Source organism: Peribacillus sp. P4_D6 (assembly GCF_056401795.1).
The window spans coordinates 1-16,912 of the sequence record NZ_JBFUIQ010000088.1 but is presented as its reverse complement, the minus strand read 5'-3'; the positions used below and the strand labels follow the sequence as shown (position 1 = coordinate 16,912).

Below are 16,912 nucleotides of genomic sequence, written 5' to 3'. Positions count from 1 at the left end.
CCGATAAAGTTTCGACCTGCTCTTCAGTTACAAGCCTTACCGGGATATCGAACTCCTGGCTGATCCATTCCTCAACGGAGAGCCATTGATCGCGAATGGTGATAACAAGGCAGAGGTTAAGATCCGTCAGCAGGGAAAACGCATTTCCTAATTTGCGGTCCGTAAGCTCATCTGAAAGCTTTTGGATATAGAGATCCGGATTGTGCATCTGGTAAAAGGAGAGCAGCGTCAGCATATAGCCCTCCGATTCAGGAAGAAACTCGGCCAGGCTGCTTGAATCCGAACGGTCCCCCAGACATATCGCAGTGGCTAACTGGTTTCTCCGCAGTTTTTTCACATCTTCCAGCACTTCAGCATGTTCAAAGTCATCCTTCCAGGCTTGTACCGATTTTTCCAGTGTATGATTGAACGCCTCATACTCAATCGGCTTCAGCAGGTAATCAAAGCTGCTGTGCTGAATGGCTTTGCGCATATAGGAATAATCGTTATAACCAGTAATGAAAATAACTTTTCCAGGATAGGAAATGGAATCCAGCCACTCAATCAGTTCGATTCCGCCCATACCGGGCATTTTCACGTCTGTAAAGATAATCTCCGGGCGTTCTTTTTCAATCAGTGATTTTGCCTCATGGCCATTTTTGGCTTCCAATAGCTTGGTGATGCCATGAGTTTCCCACTGGCCTAAATGGCGTATGACGTCCCGCACATTGAATTCATCATCGACAATCAGTGCTTTCACCGTGTTCATCTCCTTTCCTGAAGTAATTCTTTTTCATTCCCAAGGGGCTCTTTATCGGGATCCTCATGCTGACGGAAAACCCCAGCCCGTCATTCGAATCTACTTTCATTTCTGCACTTGGTCCATACCCTAGAAGCAGCCTGTCACGAATATTCTTCAGGCCTATATGTTCATGCGAATAAGTCCCTTCGTAAGGGGGTGTATAGATATGTTCCCGTAGTGTCTGAAGCTCTTCTTCCCTCAGACCCGGACCATCATTCTCAACAGTAAAGCACAGATCGTTTCCTTGTTTTTCCCCGTTAATGGACAAATGAGCGTTGCTGTACCCTTCCTCATACGTGTGTTTAAAGAAATTCTCTGCCAGGGGCTGCAGAATCATACTTGGAATAGTCATGTCCAAAATGGACTCATCGATATTGACCGAATAACTTACATTTTCACCAAAACGCTCTGTTTGAAGGGAGAGGTACGCTTTTGTATACTCAACTTCATCCCGAACCCGTACCCATTGATCTGCCTGCATTGAGTAGCGCATCATTTTGGACAGCGAAGTCAGCAATTGATAGACCTTTGGTGCATTCGACCTCAGGGCAACAGCGCCTATGGATTGTAAAGCGTTAAACAAAAAATGAGGATTAACCTGTGATTTTAACGCCCTGAACTGGTTCTTCCTGTTTTCAATTTCAAGCTTATATTCACGGTCAATGTGGGAATTGATCCGGTTCATCATGTCCTTCATGTGGGACTCCAAATGGCCAATTTCATCGCTTCTGGTATCATCAAAAGGGACATTCATATTTCCGCCTTCAATGGAGCGGACTTTGCTGCTCAGCCTCGTAATGGGACGGGTAATCCTATTTGAGATAATGCCTATCATCAGCAAACCCAGTATTCCTACGCCGATGCCGACAAGGATATTGGTATAGGCGGTTTTCCTGACATCTTCATATAAAGCCTGACTCGACATGACCTTAATCAATTTCCAGCCGTTCAGTGACCCTGATAACTCTTTTGATAGGAGAATATCGTCATCATGCCGGCTCCTATTCCCGTCAAGACGTTGCTTTTCTTCGGCAGGAAGAGGTTTTCCAATCAGGGCACGATCATTTGCATACATGACGCGATCTTTTGAATCAATTAGCAAAACTGAAGATGCGTCTCCCTGGACAAGGTTATTGCAAATGCGGGCGTATTCGCCCAAATCAATGTCGATTGTAATCATCCCAAGAAACTTTTTAGAAAGAACGTCAATAATTTTGTGGTGAAAAGTCATCACCATCGTTTTGTCCGATTTTGGAACAATGGCTGCATTATTGTAATTCTCAAGAGGGTGGGGCGGCTCAATCAAATATTGTGAGTCAGAAGTATACAGCTGTTTGATCGGGTCCCGGTTCAGAAAATCCGGCTGATACCTGTGTGTGCTGATCATTGCATTATAGACAGTAAATGACTCATTGTTTTTAGCAATATAGAAACGGATTTGCCGGAATTCGTTTCTCATTAGATAAAAGGTTTCGAGACTCTTTTCCATGGTCATAGGGTTGAAATATATGGAGTCTTCGAAGCCGTTTTTAAAAATCCGAAACAGATCAGGGTTGCGGTACAGAATATACGGAAAATCAATCATGTCGTCAAAATACTGCTCCAGTTCATCCGCATTCTTCTGAAGCTGCTCCCGGCTGTTTTCAAGTTCATACTGCTCCACACTGTTTTTTGTGTAAGTGTAGATGAAAAAAACGGACAGGAAATAGGGCAGAACGATGAAAATCAGCAGCATGATCAATAAACGGCTTTGTATGCTTTTCAAAGGAGGCACCCCCTTTCGCAGAAGGCTATTTTTTTAGTCTGATCTTATCTTCTCACTTTAGCATCCTAAAACTATATCAAATCAAAAAACCAAGTCAATCATGCTTAAGYAGGATTCGTGTAAGTGCATGTATCGTTATATTTCGCAGTTCGGGCTTATATTATGTTCCAATTTGCGCTGCGCCAGAGATTTGAAGATGATACGGCAAACAAAAAAAGCTGAAGACATCTTCAGCTTTTACAAAAATTATGCTTTTTCTCCTACTCTTCATTAACAAAAACATTAAATAAGGAGCCCCTATTAAAGCGATCATAATCCCCGCAGGTATGTCTTTGGGTTCAAGTATGTTTCCTCCGATTGTATCTGCCACAAGCAGCAGCCAGGCGCGGATCAGAATCGCTACCGGCAGGAAGAGCTGATTTCGAGGTTCGACCAGAGCTTTTGCAAAGTGCGGACCCTGAGCCCGACGAAGGCGCTGCCTCCTGTGGCAAAGACAGCTGCTGCTGCAAGCGAAACCGATGTCAGCAACAGGATCGCCCTTTTTTTCAACTGATACACCTAAGCCTATTGGCATAGGTTCACTCAACCCAAAAAGATTCAGCCGAGTCGCTTTGTACAGTGTAAAGGGGATGAGAATAGCAGGTCTGCACCCCATATGTTCCCTGACAGCCAATTTGCAATAAAATCCACTTTTTGTCAATCAGCAGATGAAATAAGGACAAGCATCAGACCTGAGAGGGCCACAGAAAATCCCACCCCGGTTAATACAAGTTTGACTGGCTGCATTCCCGCAGTCCGTCTTCGTAATTGTCACAAGAGGTGGTAATTCGATGGCTTCAGAAGGTTTCAAACAGCAACAACATCATGTAACTTGTCGTAACTTTATGTAAAGCATTCGAAGCTTCATTAAAGTAACCATTGTCTAATTTGAACCAATAAAGTTCCGATTTAGATTTATAGTATCCTGCCCTGTTCATCCTGAACCCATAAAACAATCCAATACTGTTTCCCCTTCATTGGTTATAGTTACGAGAATAAATTAATTAACTCAGTAACTATATTAGGCAAAATTTATCTTCCATTTACATTAACTTTAGAAGATATTCGTCAAAATATGATGAATTATGAAAAGKATATGTCTGGACTATATTAGTATGGGGAACGGCTGTAGGGTTTTATACAAAGTATAAAACCCTACAAGTATGCATTTGAATATCGAAGTTTCTATTAACTCTTAATGACTTTTTCTTCTTTCAGTCTCTCTATCAACTGTTTATCAATTCTATCTCTACTTTGAATTATTCGATTTGTTTTAAAGTTATATTTATGTGGATGTTTATTTAATTATTTTATTTAAACTAACTAACAGCTACTCCTATCGGAAATGGGAAATAAATATAAAGTAAGCCTTTACCACTTTGGGCAAAGGCTCCTTTTTTGACGAGTTTCTTCTATTAACTAGGAAGGTATTAGACTGCCTTTTTCCTTTAGAAATACATTTATAACAATTAAGGTCAAGTACATCTCGGGGTGCCCTAGATCTGCTAATAGCTATAATACTGTATATATCACAGCTAACTTTTTTATTGCAGAACCCCAAAAATGCAATTACAGTTAACAAAAAGGGTATTGAAAAGTGTAGAATTATCCAATCAATCCCTGGTATCAGAGTAATAATAATGGCTACGAGTCATTTATACTAAAAGTAAGCAACACTCTACTTCTGCCTCATATTAAGAGTTTTCCTACAACCTTATAAAAAGAAAGACTGCTCCTCCTTCTCATTTGAAATAGGATCGTCATTACTTTATTAATCTTTTAAAAATGTTAGTAACGCTTCATTAAATTCTTTTGGATGAGTTGCGTTTAATCCATGCGGACCACCCTTTATTAGAGCGAGCTTACTACCAGGAATGGAATCATATGTACGTTTTCCACTTAACTCAAAAGGTACAGTTGCATCAGAGTCACCGTGAATAATAAGAGTAGGTATATTGAACTTTTTCAAGTCCTTTCTAAAATCTGTCTTACTAAAGGCCGTTATACAATCGAGCGTACCCTTAGGTGAGGCACTGGCTGCAATATCCCGATTATATAAACGGAATGGCTCACTAACTAAATCTGTTTGATTACCCGCCGCGAAAAATCCCTTCGTAAATTTGTCAAGAAATGCAAGGCGGTCATTTATCACGCCACTTTTGAATTCTTCAATTGTTGCATCATCTAATGCTCCTTCAGGATTATCCTCTGATTTGTATAAATAAGGAGGAACTGCTCCAGCAAAAACAGCCTTTTCAATACGATCTGTTCCATACGTACTAATGTATCGAGCTACCTCACCTCCACCCATAGAAAAACCAACAAGTGTGACATTTTGAAGATCTAAATGTTCTAACAGTTTATGTAAATCGGAAGCAAATGTTTCATATTCATATCCTTCCCATGGCTGGGATGACTTTCCGAATCCTCGACGATCATATGTTATGACTCTGTAACCCGCTTCAATAAGAGCTGGCACCTGATATTCCCAAGAGCGTCCACTTAAAGGCCAACCATGTATTAAGACAACAGGTTTCCCTAAACCCTGGTCCTCATAATAAAGTTCAATTGGAGCATGATTTTCATTACCTACAGTAAATTTTGCCATATAAATTTCCTCCCATGAATTAAACCTATATTCTTGCTTCTCTAAAAAACTCTTCACTCCAAAACATTTAACATATTTTTTGCAAAATGTTTATAGGATTATTATATTCCCTACTATCGAAATTGTAAAATTATTCAAAAAAATATCAAATCAACTAATATTATTAGATTCAATTTATTTAAACCAAGGTGTGTAAATTATTAAAAAATATTGAAAAAACTAAACTAAAAAATCGAATTAAAGATTTCTAAGCAACTCCAATTGGGGTATCTCCAATTAAGTTGGAATTAGGAATCACAGCCCTTCCTAAAACTTCAAGGCTTATTTATCCGATTTCACTCTGCGAATTTTAAGTTATTTACAAAAAAAATAATTTGTATTTCTAAAGTTTAAAAGACCCTACGATACCAGTGAGCCGCAGCTTCAACTTCATCAACAGTCAATTGATGCCCCCTATTTTCCCAATGAATTTCAACTTTTGCATTAGCCTTTTCAAATAAGGATTGAAGTTCAGTAGATTCCATCGGCGAACATATAGGATCATTTTTACCAGCAGCAATAAATACTGATTTTCCTGACAAATCAGGAAGAACAATTCCTTTTCTCGGTACCATCGGGTGATGGAGACTGGCTCCCTTTAATGCATTTTGATAGTGAAATAATAAACTAGCAGCTATATTAGCTCCATTTGAGTATCCAATGGCAATCATGTTTTCTCGATCAAAATTATACTTTGCAGCAGAATCATCAAGAAACTCATATAATTCTTTTGTACGGAAAATCAGATCTTCCTCATCGAATACACCTTCAGCTAATCTCCGAAAGAATCGAGGCATTCCATTTTCCAATACATTTCCGCGGACACTTAGCACTGAAGCCTCGTCATCAATTCTTCCCGCTATAGGTAATAAATCTAATTCATTTCCGCCAGTACCATGTAGTAGTAATAACGTTGGTTTCGTTGAATCTTTACCCTTATTAAATATATGTTTCATGATTGATCTCCCTCCAGAACGCGAACTTCCACAGTAGGTAAGGCTTCTTCTAATTCTTCTCGGTTTGGCTCCAGCCAGGATGGCAACATCAGTTTACTTCCAAGCTCAGCGACAGCTTCATCAACGGAAAAGCCTGGCGGATCTGTCGCTATTTCAAAAAGGATACCGCCTTGTTCATGGAAATACACAGCTTTGAAGTAGTTTCGATCACGAATCTCAGTCGGATAATACTCCTTATCTTGAAGAAGTGTTCTCCATCTCAATAAATCTAGGTCATCCTTTGCCCTCCATGCGATATGGTGAACAGTTCCAGCCCCTTTTAATCCGCGAACCGAAGGAGTTAGCTTAATATCAATTATATTTCCAAACTGACCATCCGATTTAAACCTAAGGAAGCTCGCTTCTTGCCCAAGACATTCGAGCCCTAATACGTTTTCAAGCACATTTGCAGTTTTATTAGGCTGAGTTGAAATTAATATAGCTCCACCAAACCCTTTAATTGCAACCTCTGAATCGACTTCCCCAAAACTCCAATTATTTTTTGGCCCTTCATTTCGTTCCACTAATTCAATTTCGAGACCATCTGGATCTTGAAATTGTAAATATTTTTCTCCAAAACGTACTGATTGAATAAACCTGATTCTAAATTTCTCCAAACGATTTTCCCAAAATTTAATCGATTGATTCGGGATTATAAAACTGGTTACTCCAACCTGTCCTGTTCCAATTCGGCCTTTTAACTGCTTTGACCACGGAAAAAAAGTTATAACAGATCCAGGTTGACCAGTTTCATTTCCAAAATAAAGATGATAGACTTCTGGACGATCAAAGTTTATCGTCTTTTTTACAAGTCTTAACCCCAGTATGCCAGCATAAAAATCAATACTTCTTTGGGCATCGTTCACCATTGCTGTTATATGATGGATCCCTGTTGTTTTTTGCAACCTCACCATTCCCATTCTCTTCATTAATTTGATCAAGAAATTAATTAGGTCTCTCTATGGAAAAATCTCACCTAATTTTGCTTAATTTGTACCAGCTAACCAGATCACAACTCTAATTCTCTTACCTCAAATGGTAATAAACTTTGTTTAATCTTCCCTCTAGACTGTTCATACTGCTCTGGCAACATTAATTTTTCTCCCATCGTCGCTTCAGGTTCATCGTGAGCAAATCCTGGAGGATCTGTTGCAATCTCAAAGAGAATTTCCCCGTGTTCTTTAAAGTAAATCGCATTAAAATAATTTCGATCTCGTACAGGAGTTACCCCATATCCGTTTTCCTCAACATATTTTTGCCATTCCAATTGGTCTTGATCATCCTTTGCCCGCCATGCAATGTGGTGTACGGTTCCAACACCCATTGTCCCGCGTCCTATTGTCGTTAATTTTAAGTCAATAACATTGCCAATTTCTGCTGAAGAACGGTAACGTGCAAAGTCGCCATCCTTGCCGATTAATTCTAGTCCCAATATGTTTTCTAACAATAGAGCCGTTTTGTCAGGTTGGGTCGATAATAAAGTAGCACCGCCAAAGCCTTTAATAGCTACCTCAGGTGTTACCCCGCCAAAGGTCCATGCATTTACTTCCCCTTCTTCCCTTTCAACAATTTCCAAGTGTAGCCCATGTGGGTCATCAAATTCCAAGTATTCCTCGCTAAAGCGCTCTCTTACGGTAAAAGGAATATTGAAGGATTCCAGTCTTTTTTTCCAGAACTTCATAGCTCCTTTTGGAACAACATATGATGTAACGCCTACTTGACCATCACCAATTTTCCCTTGACTAGCTCCTGCCCATGGGAAAAATGTCATGATTGTTCCTGGTTTTCCACCCTCATTACCAAAATAAAGATGGTAGGTACCTGGATCATCAAAATTGACAGTTTTTTTCACTAAACGTAAACCTAATACACCTGCATAGAAATCAACATTCTCTTGAGGATGACCAACAATTGCAGTAATGTGGTGAATACCCATCGTTTTTTTACTCATTTTATTTTCACTCCTCTTTTTATTTCTGGTTAGACACTAACCTTAAAAAAGCATCGCCAATTTGTCGATAATTGTATATACGACTTTATGGGTGTTTTTTCCTTTGTCCAAAGTTTTTTATTGTCTATAAATATTGGATCTTTAATTTTATTAAAAAAAGAAGCGTGGAAATTATTCACAATACCTATTTTTATTTCAATCAACTTATGGATAAACTGATTCAATATCAAATGAAAAAAATACCAATATATACAAATAAACCAGCACTATAGATTGATACTGGTTTAATTGATGCTTTTATTTATGTAGTTGTTAATTTAGCATAGATGATGAAAAACAGGGTTAATTGTCCTATTATCACAATATTTGGTACTACTACAACCAAATTAATAACAAAAAAGACTGGTAAAATCCCTAAAAACAAGCAAAATGATTAATTTTCAAACGGTGTTGTTCAAACCTGTATTGATGAAAACAATTGTAGTTGACAGAAAATAGAGCAATACAGATCCAAAAACAAAATATAGGATAAAAGAATATTGAACCCCATGTAAAATAATAGTCTAATGGATGCTGCAACCATACTCAATGACATTAAAATCAACAGATGACCGTAAATAATAATTTGACCGGAAGTTTGTCTAGACTTGTTGAGTTCCTTCTCCATGTTATCGAAATATTGCCACCACATCGAAATCATGAGGATAAATGAAATGATCGCAAAGCTTATTGAATCCCAATTTCCTTGTTTAGGTTGAATCATCGCAAGAGTGCTTATAAGAGCTTCCCCAAAGAGAATAATGGAAAATAGACCAAATCTCTCTAACAAGTGGGCTGTATTAGTCGAAACCTTTTCTAAACACTTTCTTCCAAGCAGTGGGATAATAATATCGATAAGAATTCCGAAATACAACACAGCATACCGAATCCAAGAATCAAAAAAGACGGATAATAATGAAATAACGATTCCAATCCAAAAATATCTTCCTAGAAAGAGTACTCCTTGCTTACGAACTCCTGCTTCTATCCGCTGGACAATAAGATATTGGATCGCAGTCACGGCCCTTAACCCAATATAACCTATTAAAAAAGAAAGATAATAAGGATCAAAATCAGCTGACAAGCTTGATGTCATTATTAGGACAAAAACATTTGCAGGATCAAAAAGATTCGTTAATAAAATAAATCTTTTCCGAAACGGTTAACAAAGATGGTTTGCCTCACCCTAGCCCACCAGATCGGAATGAAAATTAAGACAAATTTCACTAAATACTCTATATGGATATGACCATCTTCAACATGAAGTAAAGCATGATTTGCGACCGCAACCGTCGCCACAAACAACAAATCATAAAATAGTTCTAACCACGTTCGTAACTTTCTTTTCTTCCATTTCTGCACCTCCCTCCAATTTTTTTTAGTTAATAGCAAGGTGGAAATATATGTTTATTTGAAGAGGAAATAATATAGACATAGTCTATTTGCCATAGTTTGCAAACACAAGCCAATAATAAGAAAACTAATGAGAAACCCTTACATTCTAGATTATTTGTACTAAACACCTCATTAAATTAAACAGTTTGATGATTAGGCATAAAGCCACTTTTTTTACGTTGGTATATCATGGTATGATGAGGTGATTTTAACAAGGGAGGTAAAATATGACAAAAACTATAGGCCTTATTTGTGGTAGTTTACGAAAAAACTCTTATAATCGAATCATTGCTCAATCATTAACAGAGATGGATGATTCCCATCAATTTCGTTGGATCGAGATAAATAATCTACCTTTGTTTAATGAAGACTTAGAAATAAGTGTTCCAGAAACAGTGACATCATTTAAATCTGCTATCCAGGACGTTGACGGTATCATTATTGTAAGTCCAGAGTACAATTCTGGAATTCCAGGCGTATTAAAGAATGCATTGGACTGGGCATCAAGACCCCGGGAATCCGCAGTTCTTAGCAGAAAACCGGTTGGCCTAATCGGAGCAACTCCTGGGGGGTTAGGTACTGTTTATGCTCAGATGCAAATCAGAGAAATACTAGAAACTATGCAAGTTTATGTTCTTCCATTTCAAAAAGTACTGATTTCTCAAGTACATCAAAAGATTGATTCCGATCAGAAAGTGCTTACTGACGAACAAACAAAACGTTATCTTCAGCGTTATTTACAACAATTTATAAATTGGATAGATAAAACTCTTGTTTTAGATAAATAGAAGTAGAGTTAGGATTTTTAATAATTGACGTTAATATAATTTTAGTTATAAAGTGATTGTGGAAAATGAGGAAATTCATGGTAAATAATCCAATGTTTAATCTTTCTTCATTACTTTAATTTAGGAGGAATACATAATGTCTGATCTCTATTCTCGTATTAATAAAGATGAAGCTGTCGTTCTTTTAGTGGATCATCAAACTGGCCTTATGGCTGGACTTGTTCGTGACTATGGTGTTGATGAATTTAAGAACAATGTTTTGGCTCTTGCTCGTACTGCTAAGTTTTTTGATTTACCAGTTATTTTAACAACAAGCTTTGAAAACGGACCTAATGGACCACTTATGCAAGAATTGGTTGATCTTTTTCCTAACGCTCCAAAAATAGCTCGTCCTGGACAAATTAACGCATGGGATAATGACGATTTTGTAAAAGCAATCGAAAAAACTGGAAAAAAACAACTTATTATCGCGGGCGTAGTTACTGATGTATGCGTTGCCTTCCCTGCACTTTCCGCTATAAAAGCTGGGTATGAAGTTTTTGCTGTTACTGATGCTTCAGGAACTTTCAGTAAACAAGTTGCAGAAGCTGCCAATACGCGTATGGCACATAGTGGCGTGCAACTTATGAACTGGTTTAGCGTAGCATGCGAACTGCAACGCGATTGGCGCAACGATGTCGAAGGTTTTGGCAATTTACTTGCTAGTAATCTTCCAGGTTATCAAAATGTAATTGGAAGCTATATGGGAGCTCAACGAGATCTAAGTAAACAAAATGCATAAATTTATTCTTAAGAAATAGCTATAAATCAATCACTTTTTTTAAAAATGGATAGTATAAATTTAGCGCTGATTTAATCAGCGCTCCTTTTTTTAATTAAGAAGTATAGCAAGGCTTTTATTTTTTCGATTACAGCTGAAACTAATAATTGCCTTTTAGATGAAACAATTTTAAAAAAGGAGTGTTTTATTATGAGTAATTTAGAATTGTTAACTCCGGAGATCCAAAGTTACCTTACCAATTCCCGACTGCTCTTAATATGCCGACCTAACCGGGACTCCCTATAAAAGTGAACATCGCAATTCGTTCATCCTCTAAAAGCTATTTACCTGTTTCCTGCCCAAACCCGTAAACCACATTCAGAAAACCTGCAGGCAATCCAGCTTCAGAAAAAATTTCTGCGATCTTGCATGCAATGAGTGGCGTCATTTATGCTGGCTTCAACACAATTGTATTTCCCGCTGCCAATGCAGGAGCTACCTTGTATATGGTGAATTAAACGGGGAGATCGCACCGATAACACCTTTATCGAACATAATTGGCTGCATTAGATATTTCTTGTAAAGTAAACACCTCTTAAACTTTTACACCTATTCATTCTTACTCTTAAAAGATAAAATACCTTATGTACACTATTAATATATCGTGTACATAAGGTATATAAAAATCCCAAACATCTTTAATGGTGAACGCTACGATAATGAGTCCAACTTTAGCTAAGTCCTGCGAGGCTACCCTCTGTACCTCCTGGGAAAACTTTTCATGGTTTTTATAAACTTCCTCGACTGTCTTATGTGAGAATTAAAGAAATTATATGTGGTATATAGAGTATCCATTATACCCAAGTGTTTCCGGGAGCAATAAAAGCTAAAATTGTATTTTAAAAAAATTTTATGTATCAATACCGATTCTACCATCCATAGGACTTCTTAGTATCCTAACCTATTGCTAGAACTAGAAAAGCCAGTCTCTTCAAAAAAGAACTGGCAACTTTCTCTATTACATTCTTTTTGCTCCTACATATCTTTTCTTCCAATAACTATTATCCATGGAGGAAATGCTTACACCGTTTGATGAGGAGCTGTGTATGAATTGATTGCCGCCTATATATATACCAGCATGTGAGGCACCAGTTTTATAGGTTTCATAAAAGACCACATCTCCAACTTGTGGTTTGGACACCTTTGTCCCCTTTTTATAAATTTCCGATACCGTTCTTGGTAATGTGACATTTGCGCCTTTATCAAAAGCGTATTTTAGGAATCCGCTGCAATCAAAACCTTTTGGTGTAGTTCCACCCCATACATACCGTACATTCAAATGTTTCTTTGCTTCCTTCACTATCGCAGTAGATTTATTGTTTGTTTTATTTACATTAGCTACGTTGGAGGTCTTCTTTTTTACTCCCAAAGCTTTATATGTATTCGGACCGGCAATACCATCAGCTTTTAAACCTTTACTTTTTTGGAACTTTACGACTGCACTTTTAGTAACGGTCCCAAAATATTTAGTTGTATTATTACTCTTAAAATATTGTTTTTTCTTTAGAACCTCTTGTAATTGTTTTACTTCTGTATGAGTCATTCCACTTTTTAATGTACGATCGCCCAATGCAGCATTACCAACCAACGGATTTGATAGTAACAATCCAGAAACAACAAAAGATGCTATGATTTTTTTCATTTTCTCCCCCGATTAAATCTCTTTTTTATCATTTTATCACCTTTAAGTGACACACACATTTACCTAATTTTACATTATTATTACAAATACATACATAAAGTGAGTATAAAATACAAAATAACCAAAATATTGCTCATGTTTTCGAAAGGTAGTAATTAAGAGTAAATTCCTTGCTTTTTATAATAGTAACCATCCGGTTTGGATAACCTCCTCGTACTGTGATATATTTGCCACTCCCTACATTTTATTATTTTCACTAGTTACAAATCCTTGAGCTTATTAAATACATCGAAGTTCTGACATTAATTTGGGATATTCAATTTAATCCTCTCAACCTTAAATTAGGTGGTGTCTAATAAAGGCATATCGCTTACGACAATAACTGCCTGAATATTTTTCGTGATGCCATTCCATTCTTGTACAATTCTGCCTTGTTTCGTACAAAGCAATCGAGTGAATGATTTGTCGGGGACAATCGTTAATTTTTGTTAAGGCATAGGAAAAGCACCTCCTTTGATACAAGGATAGTATCAGGGGGTGCTACGTATAGAATATGTGCTGTTTAAATGGGGGCTTATCTTTAACCTTAGTTTTACAGCCCACCATCTAACTGTTTACGCTTAAAGATATAAGTTATCCTCTATCCTCGAAAACTCAGTTCGAGTGAATGGCTAACTCTTATTCGGCGGGAATCCTACCTGCTACATGCCACGAGCTATGCTCGATCGTTCTTACAGTCACGGATGTTGATCCCAACTAGCAGCCGAATCTATGTAAAATTATTGAAATGAAATCAACCAATTCTACTCTTTAACTCTAACTGGAACCTTCAGCTGAGTGGGTACTGACCTCAATTTTGTATTTTGTTTGGGAAGTATAATTTTGGCCTGCTAAAAGAAGAATATCCCCAAAATCTTCAAACTCAATCGCCCCTGGAGCAGCTTGGGTTTCAAACGTTATTCCGCCGTGTTGAATTAATTTTTCTCCGTGCATAAGTGGCACATCTTTCACAAAGTTTGCCGTGTAAATGACAACCGCAGGCTCTTCTGTGTATACCTCGATTGTTATTTTCTGGTCAGGACTAATTAATTTGGCTGCAGTTTGATGAAGTCCTGGGCACGTAAGGAAAAATGGATGATCGATCCCTTGAACTTTTTTAACTTCTGCGTCAATGGCTTCAAAGGTTGATTTTAATTTCTTCGGGGTTCGAAAATCATAAGGCGAGCCAATTGTGCTTCGCTTTTCCCCAGTTACCGTGGTATCTTCATTTACTGGTGCAAATTCTTGAGAAGAKATTTGTAAGAAATGATCATCGATTGGATGGCTGGGATGCCCTGTTAAGTTAAAATAGACGTGATTGGTCGGATTAAAAACTGTGTCTTTATCACTTTTTGCTTGATAGCTCACTGACCAAATATTTAAGTTGTCTAATGTGTAAGTCACACTTACTTTCAAATTCCCCGGAAAACCATTCTCGCCATCAGGTGAGTCGGTTGAAAAGATGATCGAAGCACTTTCATCCGTCTCCTTCACTTCATAACCCCAGATTTTTTCATCGAATCCAGGGCTGCCACCGTGTAATGTATTCCCTAATTGATTTACAGACGTTTGGTAACGTGATTCACCAATTGAAAATTCGCCATTTTTTATTCTTCCAGCGACTCTTCCTATTGTTGCTCCATAATACGTTTCTTTTTTGTAATCCTCAATCGAATCAAATCCCAATACGATATTATTACGACCCGATTCCGTTAGGACAAACAGATTGACGATTCTTGCACCAAAGTTCGTAACTTCCATTCTTACTCCATGATCATTTTCTATCGTAAACAGCAAGACATCATTTCCAAACGAGCTTTGTGCTACTTTCATTTTTATCGGCTCCTTCCCTATTAAATTCCTTCATATAAATAAAAGCTAAAACACCATAAATTGCATAAAAAGTTCAGCTAACATTTTTAATAATTGTAAAGCCCGAAGTAGCAACCTCGGGCCTAAGAAAAGGAATCATATGAGTAAATCAACATATTCTTGATGAAGTATTTTCCTTATTGCCCCCTGATTTAAAATCTCCTCTTTTCTGGTATAGCTTCTTTTAATTCCGCTCCAAACCTTAATAGGTCTAATTTAAGCACTTTTCCCCTTAGCTTGTCTACTTTCCCCAATTTTTTCAATTTCCTCCAAAGTATGACCTCGAGTTTCAGGAACGCATGTCCGAATAAATAAAACACCAAGTAAACAAATAGCACCGAAGATTGAAAAAACAGCTTCTTGAGACATCGAAGCGGTCATGATCGGAAATAGCAGGCCAACCAAGAAAGAACCAATCCAGTTAAATGATGAAGCCACTCCTGACGCCCGCCCGCGAATTACCAGCGGGAAAATTTCTCCAACTATGACCCAAGTTAATGGAGCCCAAGTGAATGAATAAAGAGCTACATAGATACTTAAGAAAACAACCATCATCATCGGATTTGCATTAGGAATTAATACATTCAATATAGCCGGCAAAATAAAGGATAGCCCCATAATCGTTCCGCCGATTGTTAATAAAGTACGGCGATTAAATTTATCAGCAATCATTAGGAATATTAATGAACCTAGTACGAGAATAACCCCTTGAATAATTGGCCACATCAATACTGAGCTGGCTTCATGCCCTGTTGCTTTTTCCACAATCATAGGAATGTAATAAAAAATTGCGTTTGCTCCCTGGAACTGTTGAAACGCAGCAACACCCACACCCGCCATTACTAAATAACGGTATTTATTACTTAAAAGGGTACCCCATGATGCTTTTTGATTTACCTTTTCTTCCTCTTTAACAGTTTCTTGTATTTGTGTTATTTCAGAATCAATTTGTTCTTTGTCGGCGCGAATATAGCCCAACACCCTACGAGCTTCATCCATTTTATTGTTCTTAATTAAAAAACGTGGTGATTCGGGTAACCTGGATACTCCAATAAATAAGATCAAAGCAGGTACGGCAGCCAAACTAAGCATCAACCGCCATGCCATTGTCCCTGGTAAGTCTTTCAATAAATAAGCGACAATGTATGAAAGCAACATTCCAGAGACAATCATTGTTTGGTTAATTCCTGACAGACGTCCACGTAAACGTGCAGGCGCCATTTCCGACATATAGGCTGGGACCAACGCAGAAGCAGCTCCAACAGCCAAGCCTAATAAAATCCTGGCAACAATCATAAAAAGGATTCCGTTATGAGGGGATATTCCTGCCAAAATGGATCCAACAGCAAAAATGATAGAAGATATTAAAATCATTTTGCGCCGTCCTAAACGATCGGAAAGTTGTCCGGCCATGGCACCTCCAAAAATAGCTCCAAACATCAACGAAGAGGTAATCCAGCCAATGGCACCTGGGTTGTTTTGAAGGTTCCAATCATGTTGCAGAAAAGGCAAAGCACCCGTCATAACGCCGATATCATAACCGAAGAGAATGCCTCCAAAAGCCCCAAAAAAATAAATGAATCCACTTGAGATTTTCTTTTCATTAACCATTTAAGTTCCCCCTAAAGGTTTTAAAATAATATTTAATCCCACTACTAAAATATTGATTGCTTTTTGAGAAATAATAAAAGTGTTTTCAACCACAAAYACATCCCAGTTTCCGTCGTAAAAGTTATTTGTTAGAATGAATTCCGTGTCGTCATTGTCTATTAAAACGCTTTCATCTTTTCCCTAAAAACCACGAAAACGCTTACGAAAATAAAGGAATCATACTAATGGTCACTATTTCCGTTCTTCAACTTCTGGATTACCTATTTTTTCCCTCCAAGGAAGCGGAGCCTCCATGGAGGGAGAGACATTACTTAATAACTACGTATTCCAAGCCAACAAGTTTGGCATAGGTTATGATTTGGTCTGTTGTTAAATTCAATGAAACAACTGTATGGTGACCGCCACCATTCTCAAGCCAAGCTTTCACTCCATCTTGGAAGTTTGGCTTCACTTCCCAAAGTACACGGGCCACTGGCAGGTGTGGTGCTGGAACTGTTGGCTCGAATGCAGAAACTTCATTAATCAAAA

Annotated in this window: 11 protein-coding genes and 5 pseudogenes; 2 read left to right on the top strand and 14 right to left on the bottom strand. The window is 37.8% G+C overall.

Annotation, left to right across the window (positions count from 1 at the left end):
* The 8 genes and pseudogenes from AC1DVB_RS19830 to AC1DVB_RS19795 form a co-directional block, all read right to left on the bottom strand.
* Positions 1-739, bottom strand: a 739-nt coding sequence (locus AC1DVB_RS19830; protein WP_477590601.1) for a response regulator, incomplete at its 3' end; no start/stop codon positions are given.
* A complete protein-coding gene (locus AC1DVB_RS19825; RefSeq protein WP_095678926.1) occupies positions 717-2,546 on the bottom strand; it encodes a cache domain-containing sensor histidine kinase in 1,830 nt (609 codons plus the stop codon). The genes AC1DVB_RS19830 and AC1DVB_RS19825, both read right to left, overlap by 23 nt.
* 265 nt (positions 2,547-2,811) lie before the next feature.
* A pseudogene (locus AC1DVB_RS19820) lies at positions 2,812-3,344 on the bottom strand (FecCD family ABC transporter permease); the annotation flags it as partial.
* A gap of 1,012 nt (positions 3,345-4,356) precedes the next feature.
* Positions 4,357-5,193: an alpha/beta fold hydrolase gene (locus AC1DVB_RS19815; protein ID WP_477590599.1), complete on the bottom strand. Its 837-nt coding sequence runs from the start codon at positions 5,191-5,193 to the stop codon at positions 4,357-4,359.
* Between the two features lie 389 nt (positions 5,194-5,582).
* Positions 5,583-6,188 (bottom strand): alpha/beta hydrolase, encoded by a 606-nt coding sequence (locus AC1DVB_RS19810; RefSeq protein WP_063576003.1) that lies wholly within the window; start codon positions 6,186-6,188, stop codon positions 5,583-5,585.
* Positions 6,185-7,141: a ring-cleaving dioxygenase gene (locus AC1DVB_RS19805; RefSeq protein WP_477590598.1), complete on the bottom strand. Its 957-nt coding sequence runs from the start codon at positions 7,139-7,141 to the stop codon at positions 6,185-6,187. Before AC1DVB_RS19805 ends, AC1DVB_RS19810 begins: the two co-directional genes overlap by 4 nt.
* Before the next feature lie 95 nt (positions 7,142-7,236).
* Positions 7,237-8,178: a ring-cleaving dioxygenase gene (locus AC1DVB_RS19800; RefSeq protein WP_477590596.1), complete on the bottom strand. Its 942-nt coding sequence runs from the start codon at positions 8,176-8,178 to the stop codon at positions 7,237-7,239.
* A 301-nt stretch (positions 8,179-8,479) separates the two neighbouring features.
* A pseudogene (locus tag AC1DVB_RS19795) lies at positions 8,480-9,579 on the bottom strand (low temperature requirement protein A).
* A gap of 260 nt (positions 9,580-9,839) precedes the next feature.
* Between AC1DVB_RS19795 and AC1DVB_RS19790 the strand changes: the two are divergent.
* The gene (locus AC1DVB_RS19790; protein ID WP_477590594.1) at positions 9,840-10,400 is read left to right on the top strand and encodes an NADPH-dependent FMN reductase; all 561 of its coding nucleotides are present in this window, start codon (positions 9,840-9,842) and stop codon (positions 10,398-10,400) included.
* 136 nt (positions 10,401-10,536) lie between these two features.
* Positions 10,537-11,181, top strand: coding sequence for an isochorismate family cysteine hydrolase YcaC (gene ycaC / locus AC1DVB_RS19785; protein WP_098186427.1), 645 nt, complete (start codon positions 10,537-10,539; stop codon positions 11,179-11,181).
* 325 nt (positions 11,182-11,506) lie between these two features.
* Here ycaC and AC1DVB_RS19780 read toward each other — a convergent pair.
* The 6 genes and pseudogenes from AC1DVB_RS19780 to AC1DVB_RS19755 all read right to left on the bottom strand — a co-directional run.
* A pseudogene (locus AC1DVB_RS19780) lies at positions 11,507-11,703 on the bottom strand (aldehyde dehydrogenase family protein); the annotation flags it as partial.
* Positions 11,704-11,845: 142 nt separating this feature from the next.
* Positions 11,846-11,968 (bottom strand): annotated as a pseudogene (locus AC1DVB_RS19775) (SPFH domain-containing protein); the annotation flags it as partial.
* 210 nt (positions 11,969-12,178) lie between these two features.
* Positions 12,179-12,862, bottom strand: coding sequence for a C40 family peptidase (locus tag AC1DVB_RS19770; RefSeq protein WP_430756109.1), 684 nt, complete (start codon positions 12,860-12,862; stop codon positions 12,179-12,181).
* 816 nt (positions 12,863-13,678) lie between these two features.
* The gene (locus tag AC1DVB_RS19765; RefSeq protein ID WP_477590591.1) at positions 13,679-14,734 is read right to left on the bottom strand and encodes an aldose epimerase family protein; all 1,056 of its coding nucleotides are present in this window, start codon (positions 14,732-14,734) and stop codon (positions 13,679-13,681) included.
* Positions 14,735-14,989: 255 nt separating this feature from the next.
* Positions 14,990-16,384 (bottom strand): sugar porter family MFS transporter, encoded by a 1,395-nt coding sequence (locus AC1DVB_RS19760; protein WP_063575995.1) that lies wholly within the window; start codon positions 16,382-16,384, stop codon positions 14,990-14,992.
* A gap of 307 nt (positions 16,385-16,691) precedes the next feature.
* Positions 16,692-16,912 (bottom strand): annotated as a pseudogene (locus tag AC1DVB_RS19755) (L-arabinose isomerase); the annotation flags it as partial.

What these genes read in the sequence shown, in the direction of transcription:
- AC1DVB_RS19815 (WP_477590599.1), bottom strand. Translation starts at nt 5,193, where the DNA reads ATGGCAAAATTTACTGTAGGTAATGAAAATCATGCTCCAATTGAACTT.
- AC1DVB_RS19810 (WP_063576003.1), bottom strand. Translation starts at nt 6,188, where the DNA reads ATGAAACATATATTTAATAAGGGTAAAGATTCAACGAAACCAACGTTA.
- AC1DVB_RS19805 (WP_477590598.1), bottom strand. Translation starts at nt 7,141, where the DNA reads ATGGTGAGGTTGCAAAAAACAACAGGGATCCATCATATAACAGCAATG.
- AC1DVB_RS19800 (WP_477590596.1), bottom strand. Translation starts at nt 8,178, where the DNA reads ATGAGTAAAAAAACGATGGGTATTCACCACATTACTGCAATTGTTGGT.
- AC1DVB_RS19790 (WP_477590594.1), top strand. Translation starts at nt 9,840, where the DNA reads ATGACAAAAACTATAGGCCTTATTTGTGGTAGTTTACGAAAAAACTCT.
- ycaC (WP_098186427.1), top strand. Translation starts at nt 10,537, where the DNA reads ATGTCTGATCTCTATTCTCGTATTAATAAAGATGAAGCTGTCGTTCTT.
- AC1DVB_RS19770 (WP_430756109.1), bottom strand. Translation starts at nt 12,862, where the DNA reads ATGAAAAAAATCATAGCATCTTTTGTTGTTTCTGGATTGTTACTATCA.
- AC1DVB_RS19760 (WP_063575995.1), bottom strand. Translation starts at nt 16,384, where the DNA reads ATGGTTAATGAAAAGAAAATCTCAAGTGGATTCATTTATTTTTTTGGG.